Origin of the sequence: Salmonella sp. SA14318, assembly GCF_029866905.1 — a bacterium.
Classification (GTDB): Bacteria; Pseudomonadota; Gammaproteobacteria; order Enterobacterales; family Enterobacteriaceae; genus Salmonella; species Salmonella enterica.
Window position 1 is genome coordinate 2547217 of the sequence record NZ_CP123282.1, and the last position, 17172, is coordinate 2564388.

The 17172-nt window shown below is 49.7% G+C and carries 14 protein-coding genes; 12 read left to right on the top strand and 2 right to left on the bottom strand.

All coding sequences use genetic code 11. From position 1 onward, the window contains the following. Positions 1-28: 28 nt before the first annotated feature. The 7 genes from QEN32_RS12225 to QEN32_RS12255 all read left to right on the top strand — a co-directional run bounded on the left by QEN32_RS12225 (position 29) and on the right by QEN32_RS12255 (position 7989). Entirely contained in the window at positions 29-388 is a 360-nt protein-coding gene (locus QEN32_RS12225) for a YdiL family protein (RefSeq protein ID WP_000980455.1), read from the top strand. Positions 389-528: 140 nt separating this feature from the next. Next, complete coding sequence (locus QEN32_RS12230) at positions 529-1740, top strand: MFS transporter (RefSeq protein WP_000797666.1); 1212 nt, start codon at positions 529-531, stop codon at positions 1738-1740. Between the two features lie 363 nt (positions 1741-2103). After that, positions 2104-3339 (top strand): MFS transporter, encoded by a 1236-nt coding sequence (locus QEN32_RS12235; RefSeq protein WP_000081211.1) that lies wholly within the window; start codon positions 2104-2106, stop codon positions 3337-3339. Positions 3340-3405: 66 nt separating this feature from the next. Continuing rightward, on the top strand, positions 3406-4272 hold the full coding sequence (gene ydiB, locus QEN32_RS12240) for a quinate/shikimate dehydrogenase (protein WP_000383488.1): 867 nt from the start codon (positions 3406-3408) through the stop codon (positions 4270-4272). Positions 4273-4316: 44 nt separating this feature from the next. Beyond that, a complete protein-coding gene (gene aroD, locus QEN32_RS12245) occupies positions 4317-5075 on the top strand; it encodes a type I 3-dehydroquinate dehydratase (protein ID WP_000860224.1) in 759 nt (252 codons plus the stop codon). Positions 5076-5228: 153 nt separating this feature from the next. Beyond that, positions 5229-6824, top strand: coding sequence for an acyl CoA:acetate/3-ketoacid CoA transferase (locus QEN32_RS12250; RefSeq protein WP_265322149.1), 1596 nt, complete (start codon positions 5229-5231; stop codon positions 6822-6824). A gap of 13 nt (positions 6825-6837) precedes the next feature. Then, positions 6838-7989 carry an acyl-CoA dehydrogenase gene (locus tag QEN32_RS12255; RefSeq protein ID WP_000347819.1) on the top strand — a complete coding sequence of 384 codons (1152 nt, stop codon included), beginning with the start codon at positions 6838-6840 and terminating at the stop codon, positions 7987-7989. Between the two features lie 75 nt (positions 7990-8064). Here the strand turns inward: QEN32_RS12255 and QEN32_RS12260 are convergent, their stop codons facing one another. Beyond that, the gene (locus tag QEN32_RS12260; RefSeq protein ID WP_000284832.1) at positions 8065-8955 is read right to left on the bottom strand and encodes an AraC family transcriptional regulator; all 891 of its coding nucleotides are present in this window, start codon (positions 8953-8955) and stop codon (positions 8065-8067) included. 462 nt (positions 8956-9417) lie between these two features. Here QEN32_RS12260 and QEN32_RS12265 point away from each other — a divergent pair, with 462 nt between their 5' ends. From QEN32_RS12265 to fadK, 5 genes are all read left to right on the top strand, one after another. Next, complete coding sequence (locus tag QEN32_RS12265) at positions 9418-10182, top strand: electron transfer flavoprotein (RefSeq protein ID WP_080212820.1); 765 nt, start codon at positions 9418-9420, stop codon at positions 10180-10182. A gap of 21 nt (positions 10183-10203) precedes the next feature. After that, complete coding sequence (locus QEN32_RS12270) at positions 10204-11139, top strand: electron transfer flavoprotein subunit alpha (RefSeq protein WP_080184915.1); 936 nt, start codon at positions 10204-10206, stop codon at positions 11137-11139. Between the two features lie 56 nt (positions 11140-11195). Then, positions 11196-12482, top strand: coding sequence for an FAD-dependent oxidoreductase (locus QEN32_RS12275; RefSeq protein ID WP_001278565.1), 1287 nt, complete (start codon positions 11196-11198; stop codon positions 12480-12482). Continuing rightward, on the top strand, positions 12479-12772 hold the full coding sequence (locus QEN32_RS12280) for a ferredoxin family protein (protein WP_000093359.1): 294 nt from the start codon (positions 12479-12481) through the stop codon (positions 12770-12772). The genes QEN32_RS12275 and QEN32_RS12280 overlap by 4 nt, the downstream gene beginning before the upstream one ends. Before the next feature lie 89 nt (positions 12773-12861). Continuing rightward, entirely contained in the window at positions 12862-14502 is a 1641-nt protein-coding gene (gene fadK / locus QEN32_RS12285) for a medium-chain fatty-acid--CoA ligase (protein WP_070793854.1), read from the top strand. Between the two features lie 41 nt (positions 14503-14543). Here the strand turns inward: fadK and ppsA are convergent, their stop codons facing one another. Further along, positions 14544-16922: a phosphoenolpyruvate synthase gene (gene ppsA / locus QEN32_RS12290; protein ID WP_000069335.1), complete on the bottom strand. Its 2379-nt coding sequence runs from the start codon at positions 16920-16922 to the stop codon at positions 14544-14546. Positions 16923-17172 lie beyond the last annotated feature (250 nt).

Below are 17172 nucleotides of genomic sequence, written 5' to 3' on the forward strand. Positions count from 1 at the left end.
TCACTTTTTTCATATAAAAGCCTAAAAAATGATGAACGCGTTAGAACTACAAGCACTACGGCGTATTTTTGATATGACGATTGAAGAATGCACAATCTATATCACCCAGGATAATAATTCGGCAACCTGGCAACGATGGGAAGCTGGCGACACTCCCATCTCTCCAGAAATCATTGCCAGGTTAAAGGAAATGAAAGCCAGGAGACAGCGACGAATTAACGCCATTGTTGACAAAATAAATAACCGCATCGGCAATAATACAATGCGTTACTTCCCTGATTTATCTTCTTTTCAGTCCATTTATACAGAGGGTGATTTTATCGAGTGGAAAATTTATCAATCTGTTGCTGCCGAACTTTTCGCACATGATCTGGAGCGGCTGTGTTAGACGTAAACTTTATCGCCGCATCGTATTGATACCGGATAGAAAACCACACAATCACGACATTGACTTGTCACCCTATCCAATATGCTTCCTGCCTGTGTATACCACTGTAACGTTCAGGCGGCATCTCTGAGTCAGATAATATGAAAAATCGTTATTTCCCTACCGCTGTAGGGTTGTATTTTAATTACTTTGTACATGGCATGGGGGTTATCCTGATGAGCCTGAACATGTCATCGCTTGAACAGCAATGGCATACCAGTGCCGCAGGCGTATCTATTGTGATCTCTTCGCTTGGGATTGGCCGGCTAAGCGTTTTGTTAATCGCCGGTATGCTTTCCGATCGCTTTGGTCGCCGTCCTTTTATCATTCTGGGGACCGCCTGTTACCTGATTTTTTTCATTGGCATTCTTTATGCTCAGACGATTTTTGTCGCTTATGCCTGTGGCTTTTTAGCGGGTATGGCCAACAGTTTTTTAGATGCAGGTACCTATCCCAGTTTGATGGAAGCCTTCCCTCGCTCCCCCAGTACGGCAAATATTCTGATCAAAGCATTTGTCTCTGGCGGGCAATTCTTGTTGCCCATTATTATCAGTTTATTAGTCTGGGCTAATATGTGGTTTGGCTGGTCCTTCCTGCTTGCCGGGGCGATCATGCTTATTAATGCTCTGTTTTTATTACGCTGCCCTTTTCCACCCTATCCTGGTCGGATATTGAAACCCAAAATCTCGCAAGCGCCTGTTGCAGGCGTACATCATTGCTCCCTCATCGATCTGATCAGCTACACCCTTTATGGCTATATCTCGATGGCAACCTTTTACCTTATCAGCCAGTGGCTGGCGCAGTATGGACAGTTCGTCGCAGGAATGTCGTATACCCAATCCATCAAACTGTTAAGTATTTATACCTGCGGATCGCTACTGTGCGTTTTTATTACTGCCCCGCTGGTCAGAAAAACAATTCGCTCTACCACATTATTGATGTTTTATACCTTTATCTCTTTTATTGCGCTTCTGACGGTCTGCCTGCATCCTCAGGCCTATGTTGTTATGATCTTCGCATTCGTCATTGGATTCTCTTCCGCCGGTGGCGTAGTACAAATCGGCCTGACGCTGATGGCGGCCCGTTTTCCACAGGAGAAAGGTAAAGCGACCGGCATTTATTACAGCGCCGGCAGTATCGCGACGTTCACTATTCCGTTGATCACAGCGCGGATTTCAGAAATGAGCATTGCACATATTATGTGGTTTGATACCGGTATCGCCGCAGCGGGATTTCTCCTCGCACTGTTCATCGGTTACCGAAGTCGGGCTGAATCACAACATCACGCTGAAGCAGCGTCAACTGCGCAATAAATGTTAGCGTGCCAACTGCAATATTATTGCCTTGCTATGCAAAATAAAACGTTAGCCATTATCACCGGGAAACAAAAAATGTAATTTTCGTGTTAATTATTATTCATTATCTTCACACTTATCAGAAAAATTGCGATGAGCATCACGAGTTATATGTATTAAACAACAAATTCGCAGCAATTTTTATATTTCCTGGCTAACAAATGAAATGCTATCAATGCAATAAACCTGGCATTTTAAACGCCATGTTATGTACATATAACGACAGTACCGACTTATAGTGTTACTGAACAATCGCTGCATGTAGTAAAGCAGTAATAAGCAGGACATTGAATCAAACCATCAGCAAGGAGCTGTGAACAAATGTCTCAGAACAAGGCTCGCAACATGCCATATTTGCTGGCTGTTATCTGCATTTATTTTAGTTACTTTCTCCACGGCATGAGTGTTATTACACTAGCCCAGAACATGACCTCCCTTGCACAGAAATTCTCCACGGATAGTGCCGGTATCGCCTATTTAATCTCTGGCATTGGTCTTGGCCGTCTGGTCAGTATTTTATTCTTTGGCGTACTGTCCGATAAATTTGGCCGTCGGGCAATAATACTGCTTGGCGCCGTACTATATATGCTGTTTTTCTTCGGTATTCCCGCCAGTCCTAACCTGATGATCGCTTTCATATTAGCGGTGTGTGTCGGCGTGGCGAACTCCGCGCTGGATACCGGCGGATACCCTGCATTAATGGAGTGTTTTCCCAAAGCATCGGGCTCGGCAGTTATTCTGGTTAAAGCGATGGTCTCTTTTGGGCAAATGATTTACCCCCTTATCGTCAGCGCCTTGTTAGTCAACCATATCTGGTACGGCTACGCGGTGGTAATCCCCGGTATCCTTTTCGTCCTCATCACGTTGATGCTGTTGAAAAGCCGTTTTCCCAGCCAACTTGTCGATGCCAGTATTGCGAAAGAATTACCCCAGATGAACAGTACTCCCCTCGTCTGGCTGGAAGGCGTAGCTTCCGTTTTATTTGGCGTCGCCGCGTTCTCAACCTTCTATGTGATTGTGGTCTGGATGCCTAAATATGCGATGGCCTTCGCCGGAATGGCGGAATCCGACGCGCTGAAAACCATCTCTTATTACAGTATGGGATCGTTGGTTTGCGTGTTTATTTTTGCCGCATTGCTGAAAAAAATGGTTCGCCCCATCTGGGCCAATGTTTTCAATGCCGGGCTGGCGACACTCACCGCTGCGGCAATTTACCTGTATCCCTCTCCACTGATCTGTAATGCTGGCGCCTTCGTGATTGGTTTTTCCGCTGCTGGAGGTATTTTACAATTAGGCGTATCGGTAATGTCGGAATTTTTCCCTAAGAGTAAAGCTAAAGTCACCAGTATATATATGATGATGGGGGGCGTTGCTAACTTTCTTATCCCACTGATTACCGGTTATCTCTCTACTATTGGCCTGCAATATATCATTTTGTTAGATTTTGCCTTTGCACTACTGACATTTATCACCGCCATTATTGTATTTATTCGCTATTATCGCGTATTTAAGATCCCGCAAAACGATGTCCGATTTGGCGAGCGTTATTTCCAGTAAAAATGTTAACTATGCGCAACAGGCATGCGCCCTGCTCTGCACTGTCCACTTATTAAGGAGTATAAAATGGATGTTACCGCAAAATATGAATTAATTGGTCTTATGGCGTATCCTATCCGTCATAGCTTATCGCCCGAAATGCAAAACAAAGCGTTAGAAAAAGCGGGGCTACCGTATACCTATATGGCTTTCGAAGTGGATAACACGACGTTTGCCAGCGCCATTGAAGGACTGAAAGCATTAAAAATGCGCGGTACGGGCGTCTCCATGCCAAACAAACAGCTCGCGTGTGAGTATGTCGATGAATTAACGCCAGCAGCAAAACTGGTTGGCGCTATCAACACCATTGTTAACGATGACGGCTATCTACGCGGCTACAACACGGATGGTACGGGCCATATTCGGGCAATTAAAGAAAGCGGTTTCGATATTCGGGGAAAAACCATGGTGCTGCTCGGCGCGGGAGGCGCGGCTACCGCCATTGGCGCCCAGGCAGCCATTGAAGGCATTAAGGAAATTAAACTGTTTAACCGTAAAGATGACTTTTTCGAAAAAGCGGTTGCCTTTGCGAAGCGGGTGAATGAAAACACCGATTGCGTCGTTACCGTCACCGATCTTGCCGATCAGCACGCTTTTACTGAAGCGCTTGCCAGCGCAGATATTCTGACGAACGGCACCAAAGTTGGCATGAAACCATTGGAGAACGAATCCCTGATCGGCGATGTTTCCCTGCTCCGCCCTGAATTGCTGGTCACCGAATGTGTTTATAATCCGCATATGACAAAGTTATTGCAGCAGGCGCAACAAGCTGGTTGCAAAACAATTGATGGTTACGGCATGTTGTTATGGCAAGGAGCCGAACAGTTTGAACTGTGGACAGGAAAAGCGTTTCCATTGGACTATGTGAAGCAGGTGATGGGATTCACAGCCTGACCGGTAAAATTATAATTGCGACGAATGACAATGAAGGGTACCAAATGAAAACCGTAACTGTAAGAGATCTCGTGGTTGGCGAAGGCGCGCCAAAGATCATTGTGTCGCTAATGGGAAAAACCATTACCGATGTGAAATCGGAAGCACTCGCCTACCGTGAAGCGGATTTCGATATTCTGGAGTGGCGCGTTGACCATTTTGCCAACGTGACAACGGCGGAAAGCGTACTTGAGGCCGCCGGCGCCATCCGGGAGATTATTACCGATAAACCCTTGCTATTTACCTTCCGCAGCGCGAAAGAAGGCGGCGAACAGGCGCTAACCACCGGACAGTATATCGCTCTGAATCGTGCAGCGGTTGACAGCGGTCTGGTCGATATGATCGATCTTGAGCTTTTTACCGGCGACGATGAGGTGAAAGCCACCGTCGGCTATGCTCATCAACACAATGTTGCGGTGATCATGTCTAACCATGATTTTCATAAAACGCCCGCAGCGGAAGAGATTGTTCAGCGTCTGCGTAAAATGCAGGAACTGGGCGCCGATATTCCGAAGATCGCCGTCATGCCACAGACTAAAGCCGATGTCCTGACCTTACTTACCGCCACTGTAGAAATGCAGGAGCGCTATGCGGATCGTCCGATTATTACCATGTCGATGTCGAAAACCGGGGTAATATCTCGTCTTGCCGGCGAAGTGTTCGGTTCTGCAGCAACGTTTGGCGCGGTGAAAAAAGCATCTGCGCCGGGACAAATATCGGTAGCAGATCTGCGTACCGTATTAACTATATTGCATCAGGCGTAATACTTTATCGTGTGGCGGAATATTCTCTTTCTGCCACAATAAAATAAATAGTTATCTGATATGAATATGTTCCATATTCATTGAAAGCCGCTGTCTTTATTACCTTAACACGGTTATATCGATATTGCTTTCAGGGATAATAGTGGAGTAAATATGAAAATCAATAAGCCATCACGCATTAATGGCCGCGTTCCCGTGCTCTCTGCACAAGAAGCAGTAAATTATATTCCAGATGAGGCCACTTTATGTATTCTGGGCGCAGGCGGCGGTATTCTCGAAGCGACAACATTAATTACCGCACTGGCAGATAAATATCAAACAACCCAGTCACCACGAGATTTATCTATTATTAGCCCTACCGGATTAGGTGACCGCGCCGATCGCGGCATCAGCCCGCTGGCGCAGGAGGGACTGGTAAAATGGGCGCTATGCGGACATTGGGGGCAATCTCCCCGTATTTCTGAACTGGCTGAACAAAATAAAATCGCCGCCTATAACTACCCACAAGGCGTATTAACCCAGACGCTGCGCGCCAGCGCCGCACACCAGCCGGGTATTCTGAGCGATATCGGTATTGGTACCTTTGTCGACCCTCGCCAACAGGGCGGAAAATTAAACGACGTGACTAAAGAAGATCTCATTAAGCTGGTAGAGATCGATAATAAAGAATATCTCTATTATAAAGCGATAGCGCCTAATGTGGCTTTTATCCGCGCCACCACCTGCGACAGCGAAGGCTATGCATCATTTGAAGATGAGGTGATGTATCTTGATGCGCTGGTGATCGCCCAGGCCGTTCACAATAATGGCGGTATTGTAATGATGCAGGTGCAGAAAATGGTAAAAAAAGCCACGCTGCATCCAAAATCCGTGCGTATTCCCGGCTATCTGGTGGATATTGTGGTTGTCGACGCCGATCAGACGCAACTCTATGGCGGCGCGCCGGTGAACCGATTTATCTCCGGGGATTTTACTCTTGATGACAGTACCCAGCTTACCCTGCCCCTTAATCAGCGCAAGCTGGTAGCCCGACGCGCGCTGTTTGAAATGCGTAAAGGCGCGGTAGGCAATGTGGGCGTAGGCATTGCCGACGGTATTGGTCTGGTCGCTCGCGAGGAAGGCTGCGCCGATGACTTCGTGCTGACCGTAGAAACTGGCCCGGTGGGCGGTATTACCTCTCAGGGCGTGGCCTTCGGCGCCAATGTCAATACCCGCGCGATCCTCGATATGACCTCACAATTTGATTTTTATCACGGCGGTGGGCTCGATGTCTGCTATTTAAGTTTTGCCGAAGTGGATCAACACGGTAATGTCGGTGTACATAAATTCAACGGCAAAATTATGGGCACCGGCGGGTTTATCGATATTAGCGCAACGTCGCAAAAAATTATTTTCTGCGGAACTCTGACGGCCGGAAGTTTAAAAACTGAAATTACCGATGGCAAATTAAATATTCTGCAGGAAGGTCGCGTCAAAAAATTCGTCAGCGAACTGCCGGAAATTACGTTCAGTGGAAAAATTGCGCTTGAGCGCGGGTTAGATGTGCGTTACATCACTGAACGTGCGGTTTTCACTCTCAAACATGATGGCCTGCATTTAATTGAAATTGCGCCTGGCGTCGATCTGCAACGGGATATTCTTGACAAGATGGATTTTTCACCGGTTATCTCACCAGATTTAAAACTGATGGACACAAGATTATTTACCGATAGCACTATGGGATTCACGCTTCCTGACGCAACACATTAAAAGGAGTACAAATATGGATTTTTCATTAACTGAAGAACAAGAACTATTACTGGCCAGTATTCGCGAGTTAATCACCAGCAATTTTCCGGAAGAGTATTTCCGTACCTGCGATCAAACGGGCACCTATCCCAAAGAATTTATGCAGGCGCTGGCGGAAAACGGTATTTCGATGCTGGGCGTCCCGGAAGAATTCGGCGGCATTCCGGCTGACTATGTAACGCAAATGCTGGCGCTGATGGAAATCTCAAAATGCGGTGCTCCGGCCTTTTTGATTACCAACGGCCAATGCATTCACAGTATGCGCCGTTTTGGTTCCGCAGAACAACTGCGTAAAACAGCAGAAAGTACTCTGGCCACCGGCGATCCAGCATATGCGCTAGCCTTAACAGAACCTGGCGCGGGCTCTGATAATAATAGCGCCACAACAACTTGGACGCGTAAAAACGGCAAGGTTTATCTTAACGGCCAAAAAACATTTATCACCGGTGCAAAAGAATATCCTTACATGCTGGTTCTGGCGCGCGATACGGAGCCAAAAGATCCTAAAAAAGCGTTCACGCTTTGGTGGGTGGACTCAAATAAACCGGGCATAAAGATTAATCCGCTGCACAAAATTGGCTGGCACATGTTGAGTACATGCGAAGTTTATCTCGATAATGTCGAGGTGGACGAAAGCGACCGGGTCGGTGAAGAAGGCATGGGTTTCCTCAATGTCATGTACAATTTTGAGATGGAGCGTTTGATTAATGCGGCGCGCAGTACAGGTTTCGCCGAATGCGCATTTGAAGATGCCGCCCGTTACGCCAACCAGCGTATCGCCTTTGGTAAACCCATCGGCCATAACCAGATGATCCAGGAAAAGCTGGCGTTAATGGCCATCAAAATCGAAAACATGCGCAATATGGTGTTGAAAGTCGCCTGGCAGGCCGATCGGGAAGAGTCACTGCGTACCAGCGCCGCGCTGGCTAAGCTGTACTGCGCACGCACAGCGATGGAAGTGATTGACGATGCGATTCAGATTATGGGTGGGCTTGGTTATACTGACGAAGCCCGTGTCTCCCGCTTCTGGCGCGATGTTCGCTGCGAACGTATCGGTGGCGGCACAGATGAAATTATGATCTATGTGGCAGGACGCCAGATTCTGAAAGACTATCAGAACAAGTAAGGATCGTACCGGAACGTCTTATTCGGCCTGACTGCTTTACGGCATCAGGCCGAATAAATCAGATATATTTCGCCGTCAGGTATTTGGCAGCAAATACGCCTGCTCAACCAGACTATTTTTAAATTGCTTACGATAATCGTTGGGAGAACATCCTACATGCCGCATAAACAATTTGGCAAAATGGTCCACATTTTCATATCCTACCCGCCATGAAATTTCTGCCAGTGGCGACTCAGTGTTTGTCAGCGCAAACTTGGCCTCGGTCATACGTCGTTGAATAACATAGTTGATAGGGGATATATGATATTCTTTGGCAAATTCATGGCATATATAACTGACGCTGGCACGAAATTTTTTCGATAGCTGGTCAAGCGTGATTTTTTCACGATAATTATTATTGAGATAAACAAGCACATCCTTAATTAATACATCTTTTTTAATGTAGCCTTGTTCAGAACGATAGGCATTTTTAAAATTTTCATAGTAAAGTGCGGTCAGAGTGTAAGCAAATGCATCGTATACAGAGGAAGCCAATACGTTTTTCCCCTGCGGAAGTAACACGCTTAATTCATTAAAGATACTTTTAATGACCTCTTTCCCCTGAACCACGGAAACCACCGGACAGGAATGACTCTGCAATAGTTGGTTTTCTTCCCAACCTGGAAAACAAAACCCATACAGCGCACAGGTATAGGTGGTAGCCGGCGAATTGCTGTCGGATGCTACAGCGTGTAGCCGCCCCCGCTCAACGACGACAATATCGTCCGCATGCGCGACGTAGAGTGAAGAGTCAATAATTAACCTGGCTATCCCTTTTTTGACGTAAATAAGCTCTGTTTCATTATCATGCATATGATGGCCAGACTCCCAGTTTGGATCATCGCTAATCACAAAACGTGAAAATCGAGGGGTCTTGTCCTGTTCAAAAATCGTCTCCGCGGCGGAGTCAAAACAGCGCTGATACATAATAACCTCTGTCAGGTTTAAAAAGATAACCAGGATAAAATAAAGCGAGCGTCAGTGTTGTACAACCGTGGAGATTACCAGCAAAACAAGATTATTCGTTCCGAATGCAAGATATTATGTTCTTTTGCAGACAGCTCAGATTACCTGTCGATAGCGTATTATCAGACAAAAATACATAGCCGACATATCTTTGATGTTTTCTTTTAACCTCACAGAAACAACATCGCACGTTTCATGTTAAAAAATGATGATATGCTTCGCACTTATTATTCTCACTACCGTATTTATATTTTTATGACGCCCTTTTCAGATGGTTGCTAACGATTCTCTGTTCGCAGATTTTTCGTGCAAGATTGTTGGCAAGGAAAACAGATTGACCCATCGAAAACCTCTTCCGACTGCCGCAGACTATTTTCAGTCAGATTTACGTTACTTATCCGCACGCGACTCACTGGAGATGCAATGAAAATAATAACCTGCTTTAAGTTGGTGCCTGAAGAACAGGACATTACCGTGACCCCGGAGCATTCGCTCAATTTTGATCGTGCCGAGGCCAAAATCAGCCAGTTTGATTTAAATGCAATTGAGGCCGCCGCGCAGTTAGCTGGCGATGGCGACGAGATCGCCGCGCTCACCGTCGGCGGCTCTCTGTTACAAAATTCAAAAGTCCGCAAAGATGTGTTATCCCGCGGGCCAGATGCGCTTTTTATGGTTCAGGATGCGCAGCTGGAGCACGCCCTGCCCAAAGAAACCGCGCTGGCGCTAGCATCCGCGGCGGAGAAAATCGGCTTTGACCTGCTGCTCTTTGGAGAGGGCTCCGGCGATATTTATGCCCAACAGGTGGGCCTGCTGACTGGCGAACTCCTGAAACTCCCCGTCATCAACGCAGTAAGCCATATTCAACGCGACGGCGACAAAATCATCGTTGAACGCACACTGGAAGAAGACGTTGAAATTATCGAGCTCACGCTGCCCGCGGTGCTTTGCGTGACCTCAGATATTAACGTTCCACGCATCCCGTCAATGAAAGCCATTCTCGGCGCCGGGAAAAAAGCCGTTACGTCGTGGCTGGCGAGCGATATCCACTGGACCCCAACCACGCCAATGGCGGAACTGGTCGCCATCTTGGTACCGCCGCAGACAGAACGCAAGCATATCATTCTCGATAACGATTCGCCGGAAGCCATTACCGCACTGGCCGACCATTTGAAAAAATCCCTGAACTAAACCCAACGGAGAAAAATTATCATGAATCATTTAGCTAACGTATGGGTATTTAGCGATAACGTAGAGCGTTATGCCGAATTAATGACCGGCGCGCGGCAGTGGGGAGAAAAAGTTTACGCCATCGTGCAAGGAAACACGGAGATCGACTACGTGAAAGCGCTTGGCGCTGATGAGATAGTCATTCTTGAATCGCATACGGATTTGCAGCGCGTGGAAAACTATGCCGAAACGCTGGCCTCGTTATTAGGCGACAAAAATGGGCTGCTGCTCATGGCGGCGACCAAGCGCTGTAAAGCGCTGGGCGCCCGGCTGAGCATCCAGCTTGACTCCGTGATGGTGAACGACGCGACGTCTATTGACCTCCTCGACGGGACGCTACACGCAGAGCATCGCATGTACGGCGGACTTGCTTTCGGCAAAGAGAAATTAAACAGCCCGCAGGCGATTATTACGCTGGCACCCGGCGTGCTGGAACCCGCCGCCCCTCTCCCCGGTCATACTTGCCCGCAGACCACGCTGGCATATATTGCCCCACGCCACGAGGTATTGTGCCAGCAGCGGCGCGCGAAATCGTTAAGCAGCGTCGATTTGAGCAAAGCCAAACGGGTCATCGGCGTAGGACGAGGCCTGGCGGCGCAAAGCGATCTGGATATGGTGCATAAACTGGCGACCGTCCTCGGCGCAGAGGTGGGCTGTTCCCGCCCCATTGCGGAAGGTGAAAACTGGATGGAACGCGAGCGTTATATTGGCGTATCCGGCGTTCTGTTGAAATCCGATCTCTATCTGACGCTGGGCATTTCCGGCCAAATTCAACATATGGTGGGTGGAAACGGCGCAAAAATTATTGTCGCAATTAACAAAGATAAAAACGCGCCCATTTTCAATTATGCCGATTATGGTCTGGTGGGCGATATCTATAAGGTTGTTCCTGCCCTCATCGACCAGTTAAGCCGCTAATTCCTTTTTCAACGCACATCTCCCGTCGTTGATACGGCGGGAAAGGAGCATAAAGCATGTCGGATGATAAATTTGACGCTATTGTGGTGGGCGCAGGCGTAGCAGGAACGGTCGCCGCGTATGTGATGGCAAAAGCGGGACTGGATGTACTGGTTATTGAACGCGGAAACAGCGCGGGCAGCAAAAATATGACCGGTGGCCGGCTCTACGCTCACAGTATCGAAAGTATTATGCCGGGATTCGCAACGTCCGCCCCCATCGAACGCGTCGTTACCCGTGAAAAAATCTCCTTTTTAACCGAAGAAAGCGCCGTCACACTTGATTTTCACCGCGCGCCCCCTACTCCGCCCCTTACGTCATATACCGTACTGCGCAACAAACTGGACCCGTGGCTAATGGCGCAGGCGGAACAGGCTGGCGCGCAGTTTATCCCAGGTGTACGGGTCGACGCTCTGGTACGTGAAGGCAATCGCGTCACTGGCGTTCAGGCCGGGGATGATATTCTGGATGCGAATATTGTGATTCTCGCGGACGGCGTGAATTCCATGCTGGGCCGTTCGCTGGACATGGTGCCTGTCTCTTCTGCGCATCACTATGCCGTCGGCGTAAAAGAGTTGATTGGGCTCTCTCCGGCACTTATTGAAGAGCGCTTTAATCTGGCGTCCCATGAAGGCGCCGCCTGGTTATTCGCTGGCGCGCCCTCCAACGGGCTCATGGGCGGCGGGTTTCTTTATACCAACCGCGATTCGGTTTCTCTGGGGCTGGTATGTGGCCTGGGCGACATTGCTCACGCGACCAAAAGCGTACCGCAAATGCTGGAAGATTTTAAACAGCATCCGGCAATACGCCCTTTGATTCAGGGGGGAACACTGCTTGAATACTCCGCTCATATGGTGCCCGAAGGCGGCATAGCAATGATGCCGGAGCTGGCAAATGACGGCGTGATGATTGTCGGCGACGCCGCCGGTCTTTGCCTGAATCTCGGTTATACCGTCCGCGGCATGGATTTAGCCATCGCGTCCGCGCAAGCGGCCGCTCAAACCGCCATTGACGCTAAAGCGCGGCAAGATTTTTCCGCCGCGAGTCTTGCCGGTTACAAACGCGCGCTGGAGAAAAACGGCGTGTTACGCGATATGCGGCATTTCCGCAAACTCCCCGGATTAATGGAAAACCCACGGCTTTTTACCGAGTACCCGCGAATGGCGGCAAACATTGTGGGCGATCTGTTCACCGTTGATGGCGGTCCAGTCCCACCGTTGCGTAAAACTATCCTGTCACATGCGAAAAAAATTGGACTGGTGAATCTATTAAAAGACGGCATAAAAGGGGCTACGGCATTATGAGTTCGGACAATAAGGTGAATGTTGACGTCAAATTGGGCGTAAATAAATTTTACGTAGATGAAGGACACCCACATATCATTTTGCGCTCCTCGCCTGACATGCTGGAGTTTAATAAATTAATAAAAGCCTGCCCTGCCGGACTCTATAAGCTGGACGATGCGGGAAATATTCATTTTGACTCCGCGGGCTGCCTGGAATGCGGGACCTGCAGGGTTCTCTGCGGCAATACTCTTCTCGAAAAATGGGAATACCCGGCGGGAACGTTCGGCGTTGAGTTTCGCTACGGCTGACGCTCTGAAACACCGGATAACGACGCTACGGCGTCTTATTCGGTTTGCCCCCGGAGATTACGTCATTTGTATTAATAGAGAACAAGTCAATGAGTGTTACATTAACGTTTGACGCCGCAAGGCGGAAAACCTATCGCGAGTCCGGCTACTGGGGCGATGCTTCACTGGGCGACTACTGGCGGCAAACCGCACGCGCCGTACCCGATAAAATCGCCGTGGTCGATAATCATGGCGCGTCCTGGACCTACGCCGCACTCGACTGCGCGGCAAGCCGCCTGGCAAACTGGTTACTGTCTCAGGGGATTCAACCGGGCGATCGCGTGGCCTTTCAGCTTCCGGGCTGGTGTGAGTTTACCCTCATTTATCTGGCCTGCCTGAAAACGGGCGCGGTATCTGTCCCGCTACTTCCCGCCTGGCGAGAAGCAGAGCTGGTTTGGGTGCTGAACAAATGTCAGGCTAAAATATTCTTCGCCCCCACCGTATTCAAACAGAATCGTCCGGTCGATCTTATCCTTCCGCTACAAAATCAACTGCGCCATCTGACGCATATTGTCGGCGTGGATAAACTGGCGCCTGCCACCACAGCGCTTGCGCTTAGTCAAATCATCGACCGCAGCGAACCGTTGCAGTCAGACATTAACATTCACGGTGATGAGCTGGCGGCAGTGCTGTTTACCTCCGGCACAGAAGGAATGCCGAAAGGGGTGATGTTGACCCACAATAATATTCTTGCCAGCGAACGGGCGTATTGCGCGCGGTTGAATTTAACCTGGCAAGATGTGTTCCTGATGCCTGCGCCACTGGGCCACGCCACCGGATTTTTACACGGCGTCACCGCACCCTTTTTAATCGGGGCGCGTAGCGTATTGCTGGACATCTTTACCCCAGAAGCCTGCCTTACCTTATTAGCGCAGCAACGCTGTACCTGTATGTCAGGCGCGACGCCGTTTATTTACGATCTGCTTTGTGCCGTTGAGCAACAGCCTGCCGACCTCTCCTCACTGCGATTCTTCTTATGCGGCGGCACGACTATTCCCAAAAAGGTTGCCCGCGACTGCCAGCAGCGCGGTATCAAATTATTGAGTATTTACGGTTCTACAGAAAGTTCTCCACACTCGATGGTTAATCTGGGTGATTCGACTTCACGCATGATGAACACCGATGGTTATGCCGCCACCGGTGTAGAAATTAAAATCGTGGATGAAGATCGCAATACGCTTCAAGCAGGCCACGAAGGCGAAGAAGCCTCGCGCGGGCCGAACGTTTTTATGGGATACCTGGACGAGCCGGAACTTACCGCCCGCGCACTGGATAATGAGGGCTGGTATTACAGCGGCGACCTCTGCCGCATGGATGAAGACGGTTATATCAAAATTACCGGGCGCAAAAAGGATATTATTATACGTGGAGGTGAAAATATCAGCAGTCGCGAGGTGGAGGATATTTTATTGCAACACCCCCGCATACACGATGCTTGCGTCGTTGCTATGCCTGATGAACGCTTAGGCGAACGTTCATGCGCGTATGTAGTCTTAAAACCGCCGCACCTTTCGCTGACGCTGGAAGAGGTGATCGCTTTTTTCAGTCGAAAACGGGTAGCGAAGTATAAATATCCGGAACGGATCGTCATCGTAGAAAAACTGCCCAGAACCGCCTCTGGCAAAGTGCAGAAGTTTCTGTTGCGGCAGGATATTATTGAGCGGCTGCGCCAGGAGCACACTGCGGTATAAATTGCCGGATGGCGACGTTAACGCCGCCATCCGGTATTACACTACTTCTTCAGTTCCGCCAGACTCAGCCAGGTCTGAACCACGGTGTCCGGGTTCAGCGACAGGCTGTCGATCCCCTCTTCCATCAGCCAGGCGGCAAAGTCTTCATGGTCGGACGGACCCTGACCACAAATTCCAACATATTTGCCCTGTTTTTTCGCCGCGCGGATCGCCATAGACAGCAGCGCTTTCACCGCGTCGTTACGCTCGTCAAACAGTTCAGACACCACGCCGGAATCGCGATCCAGACCCAGCGCCAGCTGCGTCATGTCGTTAGAACCAATCGAGAATCCATCAAAATACTCGAGGAACTGTTCAGCCAGCAAGGCATTGGACGGGATCTCGCACATCATGATGATCTTCAGCCCGTTCTCGCCGCGTTTAAGCCCCTGGCGCGCCAGCTCTTCGATGACCGCTTTCGCCTGGTCGACCGTCCGCACGAACGGGATCATGATTTCGACGTTGGTAAGGCCCATATCGTTGCGCACGCGTTTCACCGCTTCGCATTCCAGCGCAAAACAATCGCGGAAACTTTCTGCGACGTAACGACCCGCGCCGCGGAAGCCCAGCATCGGGTTTTCTTCATGCGGCTCATAGCGTTCGCCGCCGACCAGGTTGGCGTATTCGTTGGACTTAAAGTCAGACAGGCGAACGATGACGCGTTTCGGGTAGAAGGCGGCGCCTAACGTCGCGATCCCTTCCGTCAGTCGACCAACGTAAAATTCACGCGGCGAGTCAAACCCTTTCATCATCTCACGAATGTCGTTTTGCAGCGCGGCATCCTGGTCGTCAAACTCCAGCAGCGCGCGCGGATGAACGCCAATCATACGGTTAATGATGAATTCCAGTCGCGCCAGACCTACGCCTTCATTCGGCAGGCAGGCAAAGTCAAATGCCCTGTCCGGGTTGCCGACGTTCATCATGACCTTCAGCGGTAGCTCTGGCATGGTGTCTACGCTGGAGCTTTTTACGCTGAAATCCAGCATGTCGGCATAAACATAACCGGTATCACCTTCTGCGCAGGAGACGGTTACTTTTTCGCCATCTTTCATGCGTTCGGTGGCGTCGCCGCAGCCGACTACCGCCGGAATGCCCAATTCGCGGGCGATAATCGCCGCGTGACAGGTGCGCCCGCCACGGTTAGTGACAATCGCCGCCGCTTTTTTCATGATCGGTTCCCAGTCCGGGTCGGTCATATCGGTGACAAGCACATCGCCAGGCTCAATACGGTTCATTTCGCCGATATCGTGAATAACTTTTACCGTACCTGCGCCGATACGATGACCAATGGCGCGACCTTCGGCAATGATTTTCCCCTGCGCATGTAGCGTATAACGCTCCATCACCTGGCCACGGGAGCGCACGGTTTCCGGACGTGCCTGCACAATAAAGAGCTTACCGGTATGACCGTCTTTCGCCCATTCGATATCCATCGGACGACCATAGTGCCGCTCAATCTGCACCGCTTGTTTCGCCAGCTCCTGCACTTCTTCGTTGGTGAGCGAGAAAATGTCGCGCTGTTCCTGCGGCACATCCTCAATCTTCACTTGCTTACCGTGCTCCTGGGTGGCGGCGTAAACCATGCGGATTTTTTTCGACCCCATGGTGCGGCGTACGATGGCCGGACGGCCTGCCGCCAGGGTTGGCTTATGGACATAAAATTCATCCGGGTTAACCGCGCCCTGCACCACCATTTCACCCAGTCCCCATGCCGAGGTGATAAAGACCACCTGGTCAAAGCCGGATTCGGTATCGATAGAGAACATCACCCCTGACGAGGCGAGATCGGAGCGAACCATCCGCTGCACGCCAGCGGAAAGCGCTACGCCGCGATGATCATATCCCTGGTGAACGCGATAAGAGATGGCGCGATCGTTAAACAGAGAAGCAAATACGTGTTTCACTGCCACCAGTACCGCATCGAAGCCCTGAACGTTAAGAAACGTTTCCTGTTGACCCGCAAACGAAGCATCTGGCATATCTTCCGCCGTGGCGGAGGAACGCACGGCAAAAGAGGCATTTTCATCATCCGACGAAAGCTGCGCATAGGCATCGCGGATGGCGTTTTCCAGCGCCGGCTGGAAAGGAGTGTCGATAATCCACTGGCGGATCTGCGCGCCCGCTTTCGCCAGCTGGGAGACATCATCAATATCTGTCTTATCCAGCAGCTCATAAATGCGCTGGTTTACGCCGCTTTGATCCAAAAACTGGTTAAACGCATCGGCAGTGGTTGCAAAACCATTCGGAACGGATACGCCCATGCCGGAAAGGTTAGTAATCATTTCACCCAGGGAGGCATTTTTGCCCCCAACTCTGTCTACATCATTCATGCCGAGTTGGTTATACCAAAGCACCAGCGGTGACGAGCCATTGTTGGACATCGAACAATCCTTTTGTGATAAATGAACGAGTTTAAGAAACACATAGTTGCGTATTTATCCTGGCATACTTAAACCCGCGAAAAAAACGGTGAATCGTTCAAGCAAATTTATTTTTTCATTTTTTCAGATTGTTTACGTAGTTGCGCAAACCCGCGCATAGCACGGCATTCCCTGAATAACCCCCGGTATAAACTGCGTTTCCAGGAAATGAAACACACTTTTCATTAATTATAAAAAGCGCCTGTCATTT

Bases quoted from the DNA above. Each gene is read 5' to 3' on its own strand.
- QEN32_RS12260 (WP_000284832.1), bottom strand. From the start codon at position 8,955: ATGTATCAGCGCTGTTTTGACTCCGCCGCGGAGACGATTTTTGAACAG.
- aroD (WP_000860224.1), top strand. From the start codon at position 4,317: ATGAAAACCGTAACTGTAAGAGATCTCGTGGTTGGCGAAGGCGCGCCA.
- QEN32_RS12265 (WP_080212820.1), top strand. From the start codon at position 9,418: ATGAAAATAATAACCTGCTTTAAGTTGGTGCCTGAAGAACAGGACATT.
- fadK (WP_070793854.1), top strand. From the start codon at position 12,862: ATGAGTGTTACATTAACGTTTGACGCCGCAAGGCGGAAAACCTATCGC.
- ppsA (WP_000069335.1), bottom strand. From the start codon at position 16,922: ATGTCCAACAATGGCTCGTCACCGCTGGTGCTTTGGTATAACCAACTC.
- QEN32_RS12225 (WP_000980455.1), top strand. From the start codon at position 29: ATGATGAACGCGTTAGAACTACAAGCACTACGGCGTATTTTTGATATG.
- ydiB (WP_000383488.1), top strand. From the start codon at position 3,406: ATGGATGTTACCGCAAAATATGAATTAATTGGTCTTATGGCGTATCCT.
- QEN32_RS12275 (WP_001278565.1), top strand. From the start codon at position 11,196: ATGTCGGATGATAAATTTGACGCTATTGTGGTGGGCGCAGGCGTAGCA.
- QEN32_RS12255 (WP_000347819.1), top strand. From the start codon at position 6,838: ATGGATTTTTCATTAACTGAAGAACAAGAACTATTACTGGCCAGTATT.
- QEN32_RS12280 (WP_000093359.1), top strand. From the start codon at position 12,479: ATGAGTTCGGACAATAAGGTGAATGTTGACGTCAAATTGGGCGTAAAT.
- QEN32_RS12230 (WP_000797666.1), top strand. From the start codon at position 529: ATGAAAAATCGTTATTTCCCTACCGCTGTAGGGTTGTATTTTAATTAC.
- QEN32_RS12250 (WP_265322149.1), top strand. From the start codon at position 5,229: ATGAAAATCAATAAGCCATCACGCATTAATGGCCGCGTTCCCGTGCTC.
- QEN32_RS12235 (WP_000081211.1), top strand. From the start codon at position 2,104: ATGTCTCAGAACAAGGCTCGCAACATGCCATATTTGCTGGCTGTTATC.
- QEN32_RS12270 (WP_080184915.1), top strand. From the start codon at position 10,204: ATGAATCATTTAGCTAACGTATGGGTATTTAGCGATAACGTAGAGCGT.